This window comes from Streptomyces sp. NPDC107471, from assembly GCF_055582845.1.
Genome location: NZ_JBVJPC010000011.1, coordinates 143,824 through 160,282 on the forward strand (window position 1 = coordinate 143,824; position 16,459 = coordinate 160,282).

Annotated in this window: 9 protein-coding genes; 5 read left to right on the forward strand and 4 right to left on the reverse strand. The window is 69.7% G+C overall.

All coding sequences use genetic code 11. From position 1 onward, the window contains the following. The first annotated feature begins 143 nt into the window (after window positions 1-143). Entirely contained in the window at window positions 144-3,518 is a 3,375-nt protein-coding gene (locus tag ACZ66S_RS32485; RefSeq protein WP_469905135.1) for a CARDB domain-containing protein, read from the forward strand. 152 nt (window positions 3,519-3,670) lie between these two features. After that, window positions 3,671-7,957: a discoidin domain-containing protein gene (locus ACZ66S_RS32490; RefSeq protein ID WP_469905136.1), complete on the forward strand. Its 4,287-nt coding sequence runs from the start codon at window positions 3,671-3,673 to the stop codon at window positions 7,955-7,957. Window positions 7,958-8,036: 79 nt separating this feature from the next. Here ACZ66S_RS32490 and ACZ66S_RS32495 read toward each other — a convergent pair whose 3' ends face one another. Continuing rightward, entirely contained in the window at window positions 8,037-9,029 is a 993-nt protein-coding gene (locus ACZ66S_RS32495) for a LacI family DNA-binding transcriptional regulator (RefSeq protein ID WP_469905137.1), read from the reverse strand. 358 nt (window positions 9,030-9,387) lie between these two features. On the opposite strand from ACZ66S_RS32495, the gene ACZ66S_RS32500 reads away from it, so the two are divergent. The 3 genes from ACZ66S_RS32500 (at window position 9,388) to ACZ66S_RS32510 (ending at window position 13,023) form a co-directional block, all read left to right on the forward strand. Continuing rightward, a complete protein-coding gene (locus tag ACZ66S_RS32500; protein ID WP_469905256.1) occupies window positions 9,388-11,070 on the forward strand; it encodes a discoidin domain-containing protein in 1,683 nt (560 codons plus the stop codon). A gap of 103 nt (window positions 11,071-11,173) precedes the next feature. Continuing rightward, window positions 11,174-12,493 (forward strand): DUF1996 domain-containing protein, encoded by a 1,320-nt coding sequence (locus ACZ66S_RS32505; protein ID WP_469905138.1) that lies wholly within the window; start codon window positions 11,174-11,176, stop codon window positions 12,491-12,493. An 11-nt stretch (window positions 12,494-12,504) separates the two neighbouring features. Beyond that, window positions 12,505-13,023 carry a DUF305 domain-containing protein gene (locus tag ACZ66S_RS32510; RefSeq protein ID WP_469905139.1) on the forward strand — a complete coding sequence of 173 codons (519 nt, stop codon included), beginning with the start codon at window positions 12,505-12,507 and terminating at the stop codon, window positions 13,021-13,023. Between the two features lie 116 nt (window positions 13,024-13,139). Here the strand turns inward: ACZ66S_RS32510 and ACZ66S_RS32515 are convergent, their stop codons facing one another. The 3 genes from ACZ66S_RS32515 to ACZ66S_RS32525 are packed head-to-tail and all read right to left on the reverse strand — an operon-like array spanning window position 13,140 to window position 16,431. Next, the gene (locus ACZ66S_RS32515; RefSeq protein WP_469905140.1) at window positions 13,140-14,501 is read right to left on the reverse strand and encodes a M20/M25/M40 family metallo-hydrolase; all 1,362 of its coding nucleotides are present in this window, start codon (window positions 14,499-14,501) and stop codon (window positions 13,140-13,142) included. Window positions 14,502-14,503: 2 nt separating this feature from the next. Beyond that, window positions 14,504-14,941, reverse strand: coding sequence for a hypothetical protein (locus ACZ66S_RS32520; protein WP_469905141.1), 438 nt, complete (start codon window positions 14,939-14,941; stop codon window positions 14,504-14,506). Next, window positions 14,938-16,431: an APC family permease gene (locus tag ACZ66S_RS32525; RefSeq protein ID WP_469905142.1), complete on the reverse strand. Its 1,494-nt coding sequence runs from the start codon at window positions 16,429-16,431 to the stop codon at window positions 14,938-14,940. The genes ACZ66S_RS32520 and ACZ66S_RS32525 overlap by 4 nt, the downstream gene beginning before the upstream one ends. Window positions 16,432-16,459: the final 28 nt, after the last annotated feature.

Genomic DNA, 16,459 nt, shown 5'->3' on the forward strand with positions numbered 1-16,459 from the left:
CCTCAACGAAGTCATGCTGGGACCTCGGCATGCGGCCTTCTCACCCCCACCACGGCCTCCCCCGCGCGCGCCCTCCGCCCGCCGGCCCGGCCCGAGCGGGGGCGGGAACGCCCGTGCCGCGCCCGGGGTGCGGAGAGGCCAACATGAGACGTACACACCTGAGAAGACGGCTGGGGACAGGCCTGCTGGCGGCGGGCCTGACCGTTCTCGGACTGCTCCCCGTCCCCGCCCACGCCGCCCCCGCCGAGGTCAACCTCGCCCTGGGCCGCACGGCCACGGCAGGCGGCTCCCTCGGCGGCTACCCGGCCGCCAACGTGACGGACGGCAGTCAGCAGTCCTACTGGGAGGGGCCCACGGGCTCCTTCCCGCAGTGGGTGCAGGTCGACCTCGGCGCGGCGGTCTCCCTGGACCGTGTCGCGCTGAAGCTGCCCACCGGCTGGGAGACGCGCACCCAGTCCCTGTCCGTCCTCACCGGCACCGACGGCACCTCGTTCAACACGCTCGTCGCGGGACAGGGCCGCACCTTCAACTCGTCCGCCGCCAACACGGTCAGCATCGACCTGCCGACCGCCACGGCCCGCTACGTGCGCATCCAGGTCGCCTCCAACACCGGCTGGAACGCGGCCCAGTTGTCCGAACTGGAAGTCTTCGGCGACGGCGGCCAGGACCCGGAGCAGCCGCCGGTCGAGGCCGGCGACCTGGCTCGGGGCAAGCCGGTCGAGGCCTCCTCGACGACCCAGAACTACGTCGCGGCCAACGCCAACGACGGCAACCTCGGCACCTACTGGGAGTCGGCCGGCTTCCCGGCGAACCTCACGGTCAAGCTCGGCTCCGACGCCGACGTCGAGGCCGTACGGGTCAAGCTGAACCCCGACACGGCCTGGGGACCGCGCACCCAGTCCTTCGAGATCCTCGGCAGGGCCTCTGACCAGACCTCGTTCAAGAGCCTCAAGTCACGCGCCGACTACGCCTTCAACCCCTCGTCCGGCGGCAACAGCGTCCTCGTCCCGGTCACCGGCCGCGTCGCCGACGTACGGCTCGCCTTCGCCTCCAACACCGGTGCGCCCGGCGCCCAGGTCGCCGAGATCGAGGTACTCGGCACGGCCACCCCGCAGCCGGACCTCGTCGTCACCGACCTGACCTGGTCCCCCGCCTCCCCCTCCGAGGCGGACGCGGTGAGCGTCAAGGCGACCGTCCGCAACGCGGGCAACGCCGCCGCGCCCGCGAGCACGCTCAACGTCAGCGTCGAGGGAACCGTCGCCGGAACGGCGTCCGTCGGCGCACTCGCCGTGGGACTGTCCGCCACGGTCGAAGTACCGGTGGACAAACGGCCGATGGGCTCCTACACCGTCTCCGCGGTGGTCGACCCCAACGACACCGTCACCGAGTCCGACAACGGCAACAACAGCCGGACCGCGGCCACGAAGCTGACCGTCTCGCAGAGCCCCGGACCCGACCTCACGGTCACCGGGATCACCACCAACCCGTCCTCCCCCGCGGTCGGCGCCGACGTCTCCTTCACCGTCGCGGTCCGCAACCGCGGCACCACCGCCGTCAGCGCCGGCACCGTCACCCAACTGACCGTCGGCAGCAGCACCCTCCGGGGCACCGCACCCGCGATCGCCGCCGGCGCCACGGCCGACGTCACGATCGGCGGCACCTGGAAGGCCACCAGCGGCGGCGCGACCCTGACGGCCACCGCGGACGCCACCAACACGGTCACCGAGACCAACGAGGGCAACAACATCTTCGCCCGCTCCATCGTCGTAGGACGCGGAGCCGCCGTGCCCTACACCGAGTACGAGGCGGAAGCCGGACGCTACCGCGGCAGCCTGCTCGTCGCCGACCGCAAGCGCACCTTCGGCCACACCAACTTCGCCACTGAGTCCTCGGGACGCGAGTCGGTGCGCCTCGACACCACCGGCGACTACGTGGAGTTCACCTCCACCAACGCCGCCAACTCCGTCGTCGTGCGCAACTCCATCCCCGACGCCGCGGCCGGCGGCGGCCGGGACGCGACCCTCAGCCTCTACGCCGACGGCACGTTCGTGCGCAAGCTGAACCTGTCCTCGAAGCACAGTTGGCTGTACGGCAGCACCGACGACCCCGAAGGGCTCACCAACCGGCCCGGCGGCGACGCCCGGCGCCTGTTCGACGAGGCGAACGCACTGCTGAGCAAGAGCTACCCCGCGGGCACGACCTTCCGCCTCCAGCGCGACTCCGGAGACGACGCCGCCTACTACGTCGTGGACCTCGTCGACCTGGAGCAGGTCGCCCCCGAGGCGTCGAAACCGGCCGAGTGCACGTCCATCACCGCCTACGGCGCCGTGCCCAACGACGGCATCGACGACACCGACGCCATCCAGCGGGCCGTCACCGCCGACCAGAACGGCACGATCGACTGCGTGTGGATCCCCGCCGGACAGTGGCGCCAGGAACAGAAGATCCTCACCGACGACCCACTCAACCGGGGCCAGTACAACCAGGTCGGCATCCGCGACGTGACCATCCGCGGCGCCGGCATGTGGCACTCGCAGTTGTACACGCTGACCGCCCCGCAGAACGCCGGCGGCATCAACCACCCGCACGAGGGCAACTTCGGCTTCGACATCGACGACAACACCAAGATCTCCGACATCGCGATCTTCGGCTCCGGCACGATCCGCGGCGGCGACGGCAACGCCGAGGGCGGCGTCGGCCTCAACGGCCGCTTCGGCAAGAACACGAAGATCAGCAACGTGTGGATCGAGCACGCCAACGTCGGCGTCTGGGTCGGCCGCGACTACTCCAACATCCCCGAGCTCTGGAACCCCGGCGACGGACTGGAGTTCACCGGCATGCGGGTGCGCGACACCTACGCCGACGGCACCAACTTCACCAACGGCACCCGCAACTCGACCGTCTACAACTCCTCCTTCCGCAACACCGGCGACGACGCGCTGGCGGTGTGGGCCAGCAAGTACGTCAAGGACACCTCGGTCGACGTCGGCCACGACAACCACTTCCGCAACAACACCGTCCAACTGCCCTGGCGCGCCAACGGCATCGCGGTGTACGGCGGTTACGGCAACACCATCGAGAACAACGTCGTCTCCGACACGATGAACTACCCCGGCATCATGCTGGCCACCGACCACGACCCGATCCCGTTCTCGGGACAGACCCTCATCGCCAACAACGCGCTGCACCGCACGGGCGGGGCGTTCTGGGGCGAGGCCCAGGAGTTCGGCGCCATCACCCTGTTCGCGCAGGGTCCCGACATCCCGGGCGTGACCATCCGGGACACCGAGATCCACGACTCGACGTACGACGGCCTCCAGTTCAAGACAGGGGGCGGCGCGATGCCGAGCGTGAAGGTGAGCAACGTCCGCATCGACAACTCGGTCAACGGCTGCGGAGTCCTCGCCATGAGCGGAGCCCGGGGCAGCGCGACCCTCACCGATGTGAACATCACCGGCTCGGCGGAGGGCGACGTCTGCGTCGAACCGGGCTCGACGTTCCAGATCACCCGGAACTGACGCCCCCTGACGGACGGCGGCCCGCTCCCCGCGGGCCGCCGCTCCGGCGCGAACCGATCACCGCACAGAGCGAACTCCCGGGCGTCGACAGCCGATGCCTCTCCCGATCCGCGCCCCGGACCCGAGGCGCGCCCGCCGAAATGCGAGGAACGATGAGAACCCCCTCCTGGAGACCACGGTGGCTGAGCGCCGTGCTAGTGACCTGCCTGCTGGGCCTGGGCGGTCCCCTGCTGTCCGCCCACGCCGCGGGCGGACCCAACATCGCGCTCGGCGACACCGCTTCGGCCAGCAGCGCCAACAGCGGTTACGCCGCCGCCACCATCACCGACGGCAACCAGAGCACATACTGGGAGAGCGCGGGCTCCAGCCTGCCCCAGTGGGTCCAGACCGACCTCGGCGGCAGTGAGCGTGTCGACGAGGTCGTCCTGAAGCTGCCCGCCGCCTGGGAGAGCCGCTCCCAGACGCTGTCCGTCCAGGGCAGTGCCGACGGCACCAGCTTCACCACCCTGAAGTCCTCCGCCGCCTACTCCTTCAGCCCCGCCTCCGCCAACACCGTCACCATCGCCTTCCCGGCGACCCAGACCCGCTACGTCCGCATCGCGATCAGCGCCAACACCGGATGGCAGGCAGCCCAGCTCTCCGAGCTCGAGGTCCACGCCGCCGGCGGCTCCTCCAGCAACCTCGCGGCCGGCAAGACCCTCAAGTCCAGCAGCCAGACCGACGTCTACGCCGCACCCAACGCCAACGACGGCAACCGGGCCAGCTACTGGGAGAGCGCCAACAACGCCTTCCCGCAATGGCTGGAGGCCGACCTCGCGGCCTCGGTCGCGGTCAACCGGGTCGTCCTGAAGCTGCCCGCCGGCTGGGGCGCCCGCAGCCAGACCCTCAAGATCCAGACCAGCACCAACGGCACCGCCTACACCGACCTGACAACCTCCCAGTCCTACGCCTTCAACGCGGCGAGCGACAACACCGCGACGATCACCTTCGACTCCACCACCACCCGCTACGTCCGCGTCCTGGTGACCGCCAACACCGAGCAACCCGCCGCGCAGATATCCGAGTTGGAGATCTACGGTCCGGCAGGCGGCGACACCCAGGCGCCCACCGCGCCCGGCAACCTGGCGTACACCGAGCCGGCCGGCGGCCAGATCCGCCTGACCTGGACGGCCTCCACCGACAACACCGGTGTCACCGGCTACGACATCTACGCCAACAACACGCTGCTCACCAGCGTCGCGGGCAACGTCACCACGTTCACCGACACCCGCCCCTCCAACCAGACCGTCTCCTACCGCGTCCGGGCCAAGGACGCCGCCGGCAACCAGTCCGCCGACAGCAACACCGTCACGCGCATCGGCGACGCCGGCGACACCCAGGCGCCCACCGCCCCCGCCAACCTGGCGTACACCGAGCCGGCCGGCGGCCAGATCCGCCTGACCTGGACGGCCTCCACCGACAACACCGGTGTCACCGGCTACGACATCTACGCCAACAACACCCTCCGGGACAGCGTCGCCGGCAACGTCACCACCTTCACCGACACCCAGCCCGCGACCAGCACCGTCACCTACTACGTCCGGGCCAAGGACGCCGCCGGCAACCAGTCCGGCAACAGCAACAGCGTCACCCGCAACGGCAGCGGCGGCACCGGCTCCAACCTCGCCGTCGGCAAGCCGATCGAGGCGTCCTCCACGGTCAACACCTTCGTCGCCGCGAACGCCAACGACAACAACACCTCCACCTACTGGGAGGGCGCGGGCGGCAGCTACCCGAACACCCTCACCGTCAAGCTCGGCGCCAACGCCGACGTCGACCGCCTCGTCGTCAAGCTGAACCCCGACAGCGCGTGGTCGGCCCGCACCCAGACCATCGAGGTCCTCGGCCGGGAGCAGAGCGCCTCCGGCTTCACCAGCCTTGTGGCCGCCAAGAGCTACTCCTTCGACCCGGCGAGCGCCAACACCGTCACGATCCCGATCGGTGCCCGCCCGGCCGACGTCCGCCTCCGTTTCACCGCCAACTCCGGTGCCCCGGCGGGCCAGGTCGCCGAGTTCCAGGTGATCGGCGTTCCCGCACCCAACCCGGACCTCGTCGTCACCGGCCTGACCACCTCACCGGCCGCGCCGGTCGAGTCCGACTCCATCACCGTCTCGGCAACCGTCCGCAACGACGGCCCCACCAGCGCGGCGGCGAGCAAACTGGCCCTGCGCCTGGGTGACACCAAGGTCGCCACCGCCGACGTCGGCGCCCTCGCGGCGGGAGCGCAGACCACCGTCAGCGCGTCCATCGGCCGGCGCGAGGCCGGCTCCTACGAGCTCAGCGCCGTCGCGGACGACACGGGCGTGGTGATCGAACAGAACGAGACCAACAACACCTACACCCGGCCCACCGCCCTCGTGGTGAAGCCCGTCGCCAGCTCCGACCTCGTCACCACCTCGGTGACGACCACACCCAGCAGCCCGTCCGCCGGCAACACCGTCTCCTTCAAGGTCACCGTCAAGAACCAGGGCACCGAGCCCACCGCGGCAGGCAGCCACGGCGTGACCCTCACCCTGCTCGACAAGCAGGGCAGCACCGTCAAGACCCTGACCGGCTCCCACGACGGTGTCCTCGCCGCCGGGGACTCCAAGGTCGTCACCCTCGGCACCTGGACCGCGGCCAACGGCACCTACACGGTCCGGACCGTCCTCGCCGCCGACGACAACGAACTGCCCGTCAAGCGGGACAACAACACCGCCACCCAGTCCCTGTTCGTCGGCCGCGGCGCCAACATGCCCTACGACATGTACGAAGCGGAGGACGGCACGACCGGCGGCGGCGCCACCGTCCTCGGCCCCAACCGCACCGTGGGCGACCCCGCGGGAGAAGCCTCCGGCCGCAAGGCCGTCCGCCTGGACGCCACCGGTGAGTACGTCGAGTTCACCACCCGCGCCGCCACCAACACCCTGGTGACCCGCTTCTCCATCCCGGACGCGGCGGGCGGCGGCGGCATCGACTCCACCCTCGACCTCTACGTCGACGGCACCTTCAAGAAGGCCGTCCCGCTCACCTCCAAGTACGCCTGGCTGTACGGCGCCGAGGCGGAACCCGGCAACTCGCCGGGAGCGGGCGCACCGCGGCACATCTACGACGAGGCTCACGTCCTGCTCGGTGAGACCGTGCCCGCCGGAAGCAAGATCCGCCTCCAAAAGGACAGCGCGAACACGAGCACCTACTCCATCGACTTCGTCAACCTGGAGCAGGTCGCACCGGTCGCCAACCCCGACCCCGCGTCGTACACCGTCCCCGCCGGGTTCACCCACCAGGACGTGCAGAACGCGCTCGACAAGGTCCGGATGGACACCACCGGCACCCTCGTCGGCGTCTACCTGCCGCCCGGCGACTACCAGACCTCCAGCAAGTTCCAGGTCTACGGCAAGGCCGTCAAGGTCGTCGGAGCCGGCCCCTGGTACACGCAGTTCCAGGCTCCCACCACGCAGGACAACACCGACATCGGCTTCCGAGCCGACGCCACCGCCAAGGGCTCGCTCTTCAAGGGCTTCGCCTACTTCGGCAACTACACCTGGCGCATCAACGGCCCCGGCAAGGTCTTCGACTTCGCGAACGTCTCCGCCATCACCATCGACGACGTCTGGAACGAACACATGGTGTGCCTCTACTGGGGCGCCAACACCGACAGCATCACCATCAAGAACTCCCGGATCCGCGACATGTTCGCCGACGGCATCAACATGACCAACGGGTCCACCGACAACCTCGTCACCAACAACGACGCCCGCTCCACCGGTGACGACAGCTTCGCCCTGTTCTCCGCCATCGACGCCGGCGGCGCCGACATGAAGAACAACGTCTACGAGAACCTCACCTCCACGCTGACCTGGCGGGCCGCGGGCGTCGCCGTCTACGGCGGGTACAACAACACCTTCCGCAACATCCACATCGCGGACACGCTCGTCTACGCCGGCATCACGATCTCCTCGCTCGACTTCGGCTATCCGATGAACGGCTTCGGCACCGATCCCACGACCTTCGAGAACATCTCGATCGTCAGAGCGGGCGGACACTTCTGGGGCAACCAGACCTTCCCCGGCATCTGGGTCTTCTCCGCCTCGAAGGTCTTCCAGGGCATCCGCGTCAACCACGTGGACATCGTCGATCCCACCTACAGCGGCATCATGTTCCAGACCAACTACAAGAACGGCCAAGCCGAGTACCCGGTGAAGGACACCGTCTTCACCGACATCTCCATCAGCGGAGCCCGCAAGAGCGGCGACGCCTGGGACGCCAAGTCCGGCTTCGGCATCTGGGCCAACGAACTGCCCGAACCGGGCCAGGGCCCAGCACTGGGCGAGGCCACCATCAACTGCCTGCGCACCAGCAACAACGCCCAGGACATCCGCAACACGACCCCGCTGAAACTCACCGTCAACCCCTGCTGAGCCGCACCGCTCACACCCCGCGCCCGCCGCACCCAGCGGCGGGCGCGGGGCCGTTCCCGTCGGGCCCAGCCGCCTGGGACTACGTCGACTCCCGGACGATCAGCTCGTTCGGCATGATCACCGGGTGCAGGGGGCCGCCCTCGATGAGCTTCAGCAGCAGACGGACCGTGGCCGTGGCCTGGTCGGCCATCGAGCTGCGTACGGAGGTCAGCGCGGGAGTCGTGTAGGAGGCGGCCTCTATGTCGTCGAAGCCGACCAGGGCCACGTCCTCGGGGACCCGGCGGCCCGCCTGATGCAGTGCCCGCAAGGCCCCGATGGCCATGAGGTCGTTGGCCGCGAACACCGCGTCCAGCGCCGGGTCGTCCTCCAGGAGCTGTCGCATGGCCTCCGCACCCGAGGACCTGGTGAAGTCGCCCAGCGCGACGATCGAACGGCGCCCGGTGTCGCGGAGCGTCGCCCGGTACCCCTCCAGCCGCTCGCGGGCCTCGAACAGGTCGAGGGGGCCCGTGATGGTGGCGATACGGCGCCTGCCCTGGTCCAACAGGTGCTGGACGGCGAGCTTCGCGCCACCGGCGTTGTCGAGGGCCACGTACGGGACGCCCGCCGCGGAGGTGCGGTTGAAGGACGCCACGGGCAGGCCCATGCGGGCGAGCGCGGCCGGCAGGGGGTCGGCGCCGTGCAGCGCCACGAGCATGACGCCCTCCACGTGGCCGCCGGCGACATAGCGCTCGACCCTGGCCCGGCTCTCGTCGGACTCCGCCAGCAGGAGAGTCACCCGTTTGCCGACGGCTTCGAGTTCCCTGCTGACGGTGCGCACCACGGTGGAGAACAACGGGTCGTCGGACACCACGCCCTTGGGCGGGTCGGACACCACCACGGCGACGGCGTCCGTGCGACGCGTGACCAGATTGCGGGCGGCGGCGTTCGGCACATAGCCGAGTTCCCGCACGGCCTGCAGGACGACGTCCCGGATCTCCGGCGCGACGGTGGTCTCACCGTTGACCACCCGGGAGACGCTCGACTTGGACACGCCTGCCCGGGCGGCGACCACCGCCAGCGTAGGTCGTTTCATGGCCTTCCGATCGCCCGAGCCCGGCCCGCCCTGTGCGCCAGGGAGCGTTTTCCCATCAGGATGGCCGCTTCGGGATGACGTGTCAACGCCCGCCCAGGACGGCTCCCTTCGGCAGGTATCACCAGAACACACGAGGCATTCCGTTCCGCTGCCCGGAGCCCGAAGTGCTCAGCGCGGCACTCGCGAGATCGTTCCCTGAGCGCCCAACATCGCGTCCGTAGCCCCGCTTTCCCTTGTACCAAAGCCTTGACAGCCCTTGCGCACCGGCCCATTCTCAGCGCTCAGGGAACGCTCCCTCACCCTTACCCCCACTGAGGAGTCGCCCGTGCGTCCTCCGCTCCGTCGCCTCGGCCTCTTAATCGCCGTGGTGGCCACCCTTCTGACGTTCACGACCCTGCCCGCTCCTGAAGCACGCGCCGCCGAGACCCTGTTGTCCCAGGGCAAGCCCGTCGTCGCCTCCAGTACCGAGGAACCCTTCGCCGCCCAGGGCGCGGTCGACGGCAACACCACGACACGCTGGTCCAGCGGCTTCACCGACCCGCAGTGGATCAGGGTCGACCTCGGCGCCCAGGTGCCGATCACCAAGGTGACGCTCCAATGGGAGGCCGCCTACGGCAAGGCCTTCCGGATCCAGGTCTCCAACGACGCGGAGTCCTGGTCCACCGTCTACGAGACGGCCGCGGGCACCGGCGGCACCCAGAGCCTGCCCGTCACGGCCACCGGCCGCTACGTCCGCATGTACGGCACCCAGCGGGCCACCGGATACGGCTACTCCCTGTATGAGTTCCAGGTCTTCGGCACCGGCGGCTCCGACAACGGCGGTGACACGCTGCTCTCCTACGGCAGGACGGGCGCCGCCTCCTCCTCGCAGAGCGACCAGAACTGCTGGGAGTGCACCCCCGCCCGGGCCTTCGACCGCGACCCCGCCTCCCGGTGGGCGACCAGCTCCACCACCGGCTGGACCGACCCGGGCTGGATCTCCGTCGACCTCGGCGCGACCGCGCAGATCAACAAGGTCGTCCTGCAATGGGACCCCGCCTACGCCAAGTCCTTCCAGATCCAGGTCTCCCCGAACGGATCCGACTGGACGCCGATCTACTCGACCACGGCCGGCACCGGTTTCAAGCAGACCCTGGCCGTCTCCGGCACGGGCCGGTACGTGCGGATGTACGGCACCGAACGTGCCACCGCCTACGGCTACTCCCTGTGGGAGTTCCAGGTGTACGGCACCGGAGGCGCTCCCCTGCCCGCACCGCCGCTGCCCCCGGACCCCGCACAGCCGCCGCGGCTGGTCTGGAGCGACGACTTCGACGGGGCCGCCGGCGCGAAGCCCGACCAGTCGAAGTGGAGGGCCGACCCCGGCACCGGACAGAACGGCGAGCTGCAGTACTACACCGACCAGCAGAACGCCGCGCTGGACGGCAGCGGCCATCTCGTCATGGAGGCACGCAAGGAGGCCAGCCCCGGCAGGTCCTGCCCGCCCGACCCGCTGACCGGCAGCACCACCTGCCAGTACACCTCGGCCCGCATGAACACGGGCGCCACCTTCCAGTTCACCTACGGGCGGGTCGAGGCCCGCATCAAGGTGCCCAAGGGCAACGGACTGTGGCCCGCGTTCTGGATGATGGGTGCCGATTTCCTGACCGGGCGGCCGTGGCCGTACAACGGCGAGGTCGACATCATGGAGATCCTCGGCAAGGACGTGAAGACGGCCTACTCCACCGTGCACGCCCCCGCCTACAACGGCGGCAACGGGATCGGCTCGCCGTACCAACTGCCCCAGGCCGCCGACTTCTCGGACGACTTCCACACCTGGGCCGCGGACTGGAACAGCAGGGGCATCGTCTTCAGCGTCGACGGGCGCACCGTCTTCACCCTCGACAAGGACCAGGTGGAGCGCACCCGCGGGCCCTGGATCTTCGACCACCCGCACTACATGATCCTGAACCTCGCGGTCGGCGGCGACTGGCCCGGTCCGCCCGCCGGATCGACCCCGTTCCCGTCCCGCATGCTCGTCGACTACGTGCACGTCTACCAGTAGTCAGGCCCAGCCCCACCGAGTCCGGCCCGACCCACTCCCCTGAGGAAGTGACATGCACAGATACTCCTTTCATCTCAGTCCCGTGTTAGCCGGAGCGCTGGCGATGGTGGTGGCAGCCGCCCTCGGCGTCACGATCGGCGCACCCGCGGCCAGTGCCGCCGCCGTCACCGTCCAGGCCGAGTCCTACGCGGCCCAGTCCGGAGTCGGCCTGGAAGCGACGGCGGACACCGACGGCGGCCAGAACGCCGCCTTCCTCGCCGACGGCGACTGGATGCGTTTCGACCAGGTCGACCTCGGGGCCGCCGGCCGTCTGACGGTCTCGGCCCGCATCGCCTCCGCCACGGGGTCGGGCTCGATCGAACTGCGCACCGGTTCCCTGACCGGCCCCCTGCTCGCCGTGCTGCAGACCGGCCCCACCGGCGGCTGGCAGAGCTGGGTGACCCGCAGCGCCGACGTCACCACCCACCCGACTGGCCCGCAGACCGTGTTCGCGGTGCTGCACAGCTCCACGCCCGGCGACTTCGTCAACATCAACTGGTTCTCCTTCGTCAACGGCGGCGACGCCCCCGCACCGGGCTGGGTCGACGTCGACCAGGCGAAATGGAACGCCCAGCTCACACAGTTCCGGGCGATGACCCCGGCGGCGGTACCCGGCAACGCGGTGCGCGTCCCCGAGTTCAACGCCACCTGCACCTACAGCCACTCCAGGCCGGACGACCCGATCGTCGCGCCCGGCCTGCCCGGTGCCTCCCACATGCACAGCTTCTTCGGGAACACGAGCACCGACGCGTCCACCACGACCCAGAGCCTGCTGGCCAACACGGCGACGAGCTGCACGCCGGCCAAGGACCTCTCGGCCTACTGGGTCCCCACCCTGTCCGAGCGGGGCAAGGCCGTGGAGCCCGAGGGTGCCATCGTCTACTACGGCTCCCGGCTGCCCGATCCCACGGCGACCGTGCCCTTCCCCCAGGGCTTCCGCATGATCGCGGGCAACGCCAAGTCCCAGGTGCCCACCCCGGCGGGCTCGCCCAACCAGTACTTCTGCGCCGGACCGGGCGGGGAGATCGGGCGCAGCGCCGACGGCAACTGGCCGCTGTGCGCTCCGACCGCCAAGCTCGTGCACCAACTGGTCTTTCCCGACTGCTGGGACGGCAAGCACCTCGACAGCCCCGACCACAAGTCGCACGTTGCCTACACCTACGACGGCAAGTGCAGCGGCGCCTACCCGGTCGCCATCCCCTCGGTCTCCTTCGTCATCAGCTACCCGACCAGCGGGAGCAGCGACGGCTTCACGCTGTCGTCCGGTATGGCGTCCTCCATCCACGGCGACTTCTTCAACGCCTGGGACAACGCCGCCCTGGGGCAGCGGGTGAAGGACTGCATCGTGCAGAGCGCCAAGTGCAACTCCGCCGGAACGTTCTGACCCGGCGGACGGTGGCAGGTCTGCTCCTCGGCCTGGCGGTCGCCGGCTGCACCACGCAGCCGGCGGCCGACCGGGCGAGGCCGGCGGCCTTCAACGACACCGACACCGCCTGGATCCAGTTGATGATTCCCATGGACGAACGAGCCCGCCTGCTCACCGACTTGGCGCCCGCACGTACCGGGCGTCCGGCCCTGGCCGACTGGGCGGCGGAATCGGAAAGGAGACTCACGGACGAACTCGGCACACTGCGCGAGCTGCTCGAACTCTCGGGAGTCCCCGACACCCGCCCGCACGAGGGCCACAACATGCCCGGCATGGTCACCTTGGACACCATCGGGCGGGCGAAGACCGCAAGGGGCGAGAGCTACGACCGGCTCCTCGTCCCGAGCCTGCGCGCGCATCTCACCCAGGTACGGACCCTGTGTATGAGCGAACGCACCTCGGGCAGCGCCCAGGAGGCGCGAGACCTGGCGGCCGAGATCGAGAAGAGCGCGGCTGAACAGATCACCCGACTCGACAAGGCCGGTTGAGGGCAGCCTGCCGGAACGGCATCAGGGTCCGCCGTGGGCGGGGACGGCGGTCGGCCGTCCCCGCCCGGTGGCCTGCCTGTGTGTGGGCAAGCGGGCAGGCCGGTCTCGGGGGTGCGTCAGTGCGCCGACACCGTGCTGGCGTACGCGCGGAGGAACGCCGCTTCGACGTGGGCCATGTTCTGGATCTCGGTGGGGTCGACGCTCTCGTTGGGCGCGTGGATGAGGCAGCGTGGTTCCTCGACGCCCATGAGGATGATCTCGGCCTGCGGGTAGGTGTCGGCGAGGACGTTGCACAGGGGGATGGAGCCGCCTTGGCCGAGGTAGGCCAGGGGTTTGCCGTAGACCTGTCGCATGGCGTTGTCCAGGGCCTGGTAGGCGGGTCCGTCGGTGGCGGCACGGAAGGGTGCGCCGGTGCCTTCGGTGGTGATGCCGACGTGCGCGCCCCACGGGGTGGCGTCGGTGAGATGGCGGGTGAGGGCGTTCAGTGCGCTTGCGGGGTCGGTGCCCGGCGGGATGCGCAGGCTGACGCGGGCGCGTGCGGTGGGTGGCACGGCGGCGGCGGAGCCGACGACGGGCGGGCAGTCGATCCCGAGGACGGTGACGGCGGGACGGGCCCAGAGCCGGTCGGCGACCGTGCCGGTGCCGGTGAGCCGGACGCCGTCGAGGACACCGGCGTCCGTGCGGAACTGGTCCTCGTCGTAGGCGACACCGTCCCAAGTGCCCTCGCAGTCCAGGCCATTGACGCGGGTGGCGCCGGTCTGCGGGTCGCGCAGGCTGGACAGGACCTGGATCAGTGCCGCCAGGGCGTCCGGTGCGGGCCCGCCGAACATGCCGGAGTGGATCTCGCCTTGGAGAGTGTTGACGGTGACCTCGACGTTGACCAGACCGCGCAGGGTGGTGGTGGCGGTGCCGACGCCGACGGCGGCGTTGCCGGTGTCGCAGACCAGCAGCGCGTCCGCGGTGAACTGTTCGGGGTGCTGGGCCACGTAGTTCTCGAGGCCGCCGGTGCCCTGTTCCTCGGAGCCTTCGGCGACGAACCGGATGCCGACGGGCAGGTCGTCGCCGAGGGCTCGCAGCGCCGTGAGATGCATGACGATGTTGCCCTTGCAGTCGGCGGTGCCGCGCCCGTACCAGCGTCCCTGCTGTTCGGTGAGGGTGAAGGGCGGGGTTCTCCAGGCCGCGTCGTCGAGCGGGGGCTGGACGTCGTAGTGGCAGTAGAGCAGGACGGTGGGAGCGCCGGGCGGCGCTGGCCGATGTCCGAGCACGGCGTCGCTGCCGTCGGGGGTCGGGGCGAGGTGCACGTCCTGCAGACCGGCGTCGGTGAAGGCGTCGGCGACCCACTGGGCGGCACGGCGGCATTCCTCGGGCGGGTACTGGCGGGGGTCGGCGACCGAGGGGATCGCCACGAGTTCGGCCAGGTCGGTCTTGGCCCGCGGCATGAGAGCGGCGATGCGGGCGGCGAGGTCGGTCGTGTCCACGATTACCGCCTCACCGTGTTGTCGGTCTTCAGGTCGTCGAGCTTGTCCTGGATCCTGTGCAGTTTGTCCGGGCAGTAGATCTCCAGGATCTTGGCTTCCGCCCGTAGGGCGCTGCTGTCGCCGATGACGGGGCGCTGGCCGACGAACGCGGCCCCGTTGGAGACGTTGATCTTCCACAGGGCGGACTTCAGCGCGCTCGCCGGGTTCTTGCACACGTTGCCGCCGTCGGAGCCCAGGGTGCGCTTGATGGTGGCTGTGTCCGGTCGGGGGTAGCCGGCCGCGACGGCGGCGTCGGCCAGTTGTTCGGCTTTCTTGGCGGCTTCGTTGCCGGTCTTGACGTTCTCGTACTGGATGACGCCGATGACGGCGAGGACGACCAGCAGCACGATCGCGCCGATGTAGAGCCACCGGTGTTCGGAGGCGAAGCGGGTGGGGCTCATGCGCCGCTCCCTTCCTGCCCGGAGACCACGGGTGTGTCGGCGTCCGCCGTGCGCCAGGACGCCTTGCGCAGCTTCAGGAAGGCGAAGGGGATCAGCAGGCCGAGGATGACTAGTCCGGCGGCGATGATGGCGACGTAGGCCAGGACGCTGCCGCCGCCGAACTGTGAGGGCGGCACGAAGCCGATGGCGAGCGCGGCGACGGATGCCAGCAGACCGACGGTGCACGTCAGGTGCAGGGCGGGGACGCGATAGCCGCGCGGATGGGAGGGCTGCAGCTTCCGCAGGCGCATCGCGGCGAGGAACATCAGCAGGTAGACGATCAGGTACACCTGCGTGGTGATGGTGGAGAAGATCCAGTACACGTTGGAGACGTTCGGGATCAGTGCGTACATCAGCGCGATGACGGTGGTCACGATGCCCTGCGTGACCAGGATGTTCTGCTGGATGCCGTTCTTGTTGAGCTTTTGCAGGTAGGGCGGCAGGTAGCCCTCGCTGCGGGAGATCTCCAGCAGCCCCTTGGAGGGGCCGGCCAGCCAGGTCAGCATGCCACCGAGGGCGGCGGCGACCAGCATGACGGCGGCGATCGGGGTGAGCCAGCCGACGTGGAAGTGGTTGAAGAAGGCGCTGAACGCCTGCATGACGCCCGCGGTCAGGCTCAGTTGCTGGGAGGGCACGACCCAACTGATGGCCAGCGCCGGAAGGATGAAGATGACCAGGACCAACCCCATCGCCAGGAACATCGACTTCGGATACTCGCGGGCGGGGTCCTTCAGCGAGGACACATGGACGGCGTTCATCTCCATGCCGGAGTACGACAGGAAGTTGTTGACGATCAGCACCAGGCTGGCCAGGCCCGTCCACGCCGGGAACAGGTGCGAGGCGCTCATGGGAGCGGCGGAGGGGTTGCCCTGGCCGAGGAAGACGATGCCGAGGACAACCAGCACGGCGCCGGGGATCAAAGTGCCGATGATCAGGCCCCACGACGACAGGCCCGCCAGTGCCTTGGTGCCACGGGAGGACACCCACACCCCGGTCCAGTACAGCACCATGATCACGATGGCGGTGTAGAGGCCGTTGGAGGCCAGTGCCGGGTCGATGACGTACGAGATGGTGCTGGCGACGAAGGCGAGCAGGCTCGGGTAGTAGAAGATCGTCATCGCGAACTGGCACCAGACCGCGAGGAAGCCCAGCGGTTTCGACAGGCCCTCGCTCACCCACCGGTACACCCCGCCGGACCAGCCCGAGGCGAGTTCCGCGGAGACCAGCGCGGTCGGCAGCAGGAACAGGACCGCCGGCACCAGATACAGGAACACACAGGCCAGGCCGTAGACGGCCATGGTCGGCGCGGCGCGCAGGCTGGCCACCGACGATGTCGTCATCAGCGCGAGCGTCAGCCATGTGATCAGCGGAGCCGCCGGCCGGGCCACCGCCACGGGTCTGGCCTGGGTCCGCTGCCGCGGTGCATCCGCAGGCATGTCCATGGAACTCACAAACACCCTCCCGTCAGCCGGAACGGCG

Coding starts and splice junctions, on each gene's coding strand:
- ACZ66S_RS32485 (WP_469905135.1), top strand. CDS start 144: ATGAGACGTACACACCTGAGAAGACGGCTGGGGACAGGCCTGCTGGCG.
- ACZ66S_RS32490 (WP_469905136.1), top strand. CDS start 3,671: ATGAGAACCCCCTCCTGGAGACCACGGTGGCTGAGCGCCGTGCTAGTG.
- ACZ66S_RS32495 (WP_469905137.1), bottom strand. CDS start 9,029: ATGAAACGACCTACGCTGGCGGTGGTCGCCGCCCGGGCAGGCGTGTCC.
- ACZ66S_RS32505 (WP_469905138.1), top strand. CDS start 11,174: ATGGTGGTGGCAGCCGCCCTCGGCGTCACGATCGGCGCACCCGCGGCC.
- ACZ66S_RS32520 (WP_469905141.1), bottom strand. CDS start 14,941: ATGAGCCCCACCCGCTTCGCCTCCGAACACCGGTGGCTCTACATCGGC.